General features: G+C 37.8%; 2 protein-coding genes and 1 pseudogene. All 3 read left to right on the top strand.

Features of this window, described 5'->3' with window-relative positions; genetic code table 11:
* The first annotated feature begins 53 nt into the window (after positions 1-53).
* Positions 54-1382, top strand: coding sequence for a UDP-glucose/GDP-mannose dehydrogenase family protein (locus D479_RS19230; protein WP_008640413.1), 1329 nt, complete (start codon positions 54-56; stop codon positions 1380-1382).
* A gap of 39 nt (positions 1383-1421) precedes the next feature.
* Positions 1422-2078, top strand: a complete 657-nt coding sequence (locus D479_RS19225) for a sugar transferase (RefSeq protein WP_241210956.1) — start codon at positions 1422-1424, stop codon at positions 2076-2078.
* A gap of 26 nt (positions 2079-2104) precedes the next feature.
* Positions 2105-2287, top strand: a pseudogene (locus D479_RS20930) (polysaccharide biosynthesis protein); the annotation flags it as partial.

Raw genomic sequence — 2287 nt, 5'->3', positions numbered from 1 at the left:
GGAGAATATTTAATGAAATTTATTAATAATTTTCCAAGGAAGGAAGATGTAAGTTGAAGATTGCGGTTGTAGGAACAGGTTATGTAGGTTTAGTTACAGGTGTCAGCCTCTCAGAAATCGGTCATACAGTAACGTGTATAGATATAGATAAGGATAAAGTGGAGAGCATGAAGCAGGGCAATTCTCCCATTTATGAGCCAGGCTTGAGTGATCTTATGAGTGAGAATATTGATAGAGGAAGACTCTTCTTCACTATCAACCATCATGAAGGTTTCCATGACGCAGATGTCATATACATAGCTGTAGGAACACCAGAAAAAGAAAATGGCTCTGCAGATCTTTCCTTCGTTGAACAAGTCGCAAAAGAGATAGCGGCGCATGTACATAAGGATGCTGTGGTAGTCGTCAAGAGTACTGTGCCGGTTGGGACAAATCACAAGGTCCAGCAAATAATAAACGTTAATCTGAAATCAGATGTGAATGTCACAGTAGTGTCTAATCCCGAATTCCTAAAAGAGGGCTCAGCGATTTATGATTCCTTTAATGGGGATCGTATTGTCATTGGAGCGGATGACCCGAAAGCGGCAGATGTCATTGAAGAGGTAAATAAGCCATTCGGAGTTTCCGTTTTCAGAACGGACATTCGAAGTGCAGAAATGATCAAATATGCCTCTAATGCATTTTTGGCTACAAAAATCAGTTTTATCAACGAAATATCCAATATATGCGACCGCGTAGATGCCAATGTGGAGGACGTAGCTAGAGGCATGGGAATGGACAAGAGAATCGGAGACAAATTCCTTAATGCTGGTATCGGTTACGGCGGTTCCTGTTTCCCGAAAGATACAAAGGCTCTTATACAGATTGCTGGTAACGTCAGCTATGATTTTGAACTCCTTAAAGGTGTAGTAAATGTCAACAAGAAGCAACAAGGACTAATCATAGAAAAGTTGATGGAGAGACTGCCGGATCTCAAGGGCAAAAGAGTTGCGGTGTTGGGGCTTTCGTTTAAACCAAACACAGATGATATGAGAGAAGCAGCATCTATAGTGGTAACTAATCGTCTGATTGAAGAAAAAGCAGAGGTTGTGGCTTTCGATCCTATCGCCACTGAAAAAGCCCGAGCTATCCTTCACAGCGATGTGAGTTATGCTGAAACACCTGAAGATGCCGTCAGAAATAGTGATGCGGTTCTTATCCTTACAGAATGGGATGTGATCAAAGATATTGACCTAGCATTATTTGAAGAAAGCATGAATTATCCACTAGTGATAGATGGGAGAAACTGTTTCTCTTTAGAAGAAATGAAGACTAGAAGAGTAGAGTATCATTCTATCGGAAGACCATTGCTATCACCGCAATACGATCACATAAAAATTTAAAATGGGAGGTGCGTTTATTTGGCCGAAGTGAATCGGGATGTGAGAGTTGAGGAAAAGGAACGTTTCGTTCAAGTATCTACATCGGATAAAAAATCATATCTTTTTGCGAAAAGAGTGATCGATATATCATTCTCTTTAATTGCTCTAATAGTTTTAAGTCCATTTTTCTTGTTAATAAGTTTGTTAATTAAAATTGAAGACCCCAAAGGACCAGTATTTTTTAGTCAGTCAAGAGCTGGAAAGAATAATAAAGAGTTTAAAATGTACAAATTTAGATCGATGGTTTCTAATGCCGAGGAACTAAAAGAAAAATTGATGGATCAAAATGAAGCCGAAGGTCCTGTTTTTAAAATCAAAGAAGACCCAAGAGTAACTAAAGTAGGGAAATTCATAAGAAGAACCAGTATAGATGAGTTACCGCAGTTAATTAATATACTTAATGGTAATATGAGTTTGGTTGGCCCCAGGCCACCACTTCCTCAGGAAGTAGCCCAATATAATTCTTATGAAATGCAAAGACTAAAAGTAGTTCCGGGACTCACTTGTTATTGGCAGGTAAGCGGACGAAGCAATCTAAGCTTTGAAGAATGGGTGAATTTAGACATTAAATATATTTGCAACCGCAATTTGTTTTTAGATCTGAAATTAATATTAAAGACTGTAAAAGTGTTATTCGGATCTAAAGGAGCTTATTAAATTTATTTAGAAAAGGAATGCTTACGTTGAAAAAAAATAAAGTTTGTTTTGCAAGTTCTACAGGTGGGCATTTAACTCAATTGATGCAGATGGACATTCTTTCTAAGGAGTTTGAATCTTTTTGGGTTACAGAGGAAAATTCTATGTCAATTAACTCTATAAAGGATAGAAAATGCTATTTTTTGACTCAGCAAGATAGAGCTCAAAAA

The organism is Halobacillus sp. BAB-2008, assembly GCF_000328325.1.
In the GTDB taxonomy this organism is placed as follows: domain Bacteria; phylum Bacillota; class Bacilli; order Bacillales; family Halobacillaceae; genus Halobacillus.
The sequence above is the reverse complement of the archived record's forward strand: the minus strand, read 5'-3'. Positions and strand labels throughout refer to the sequence as shown.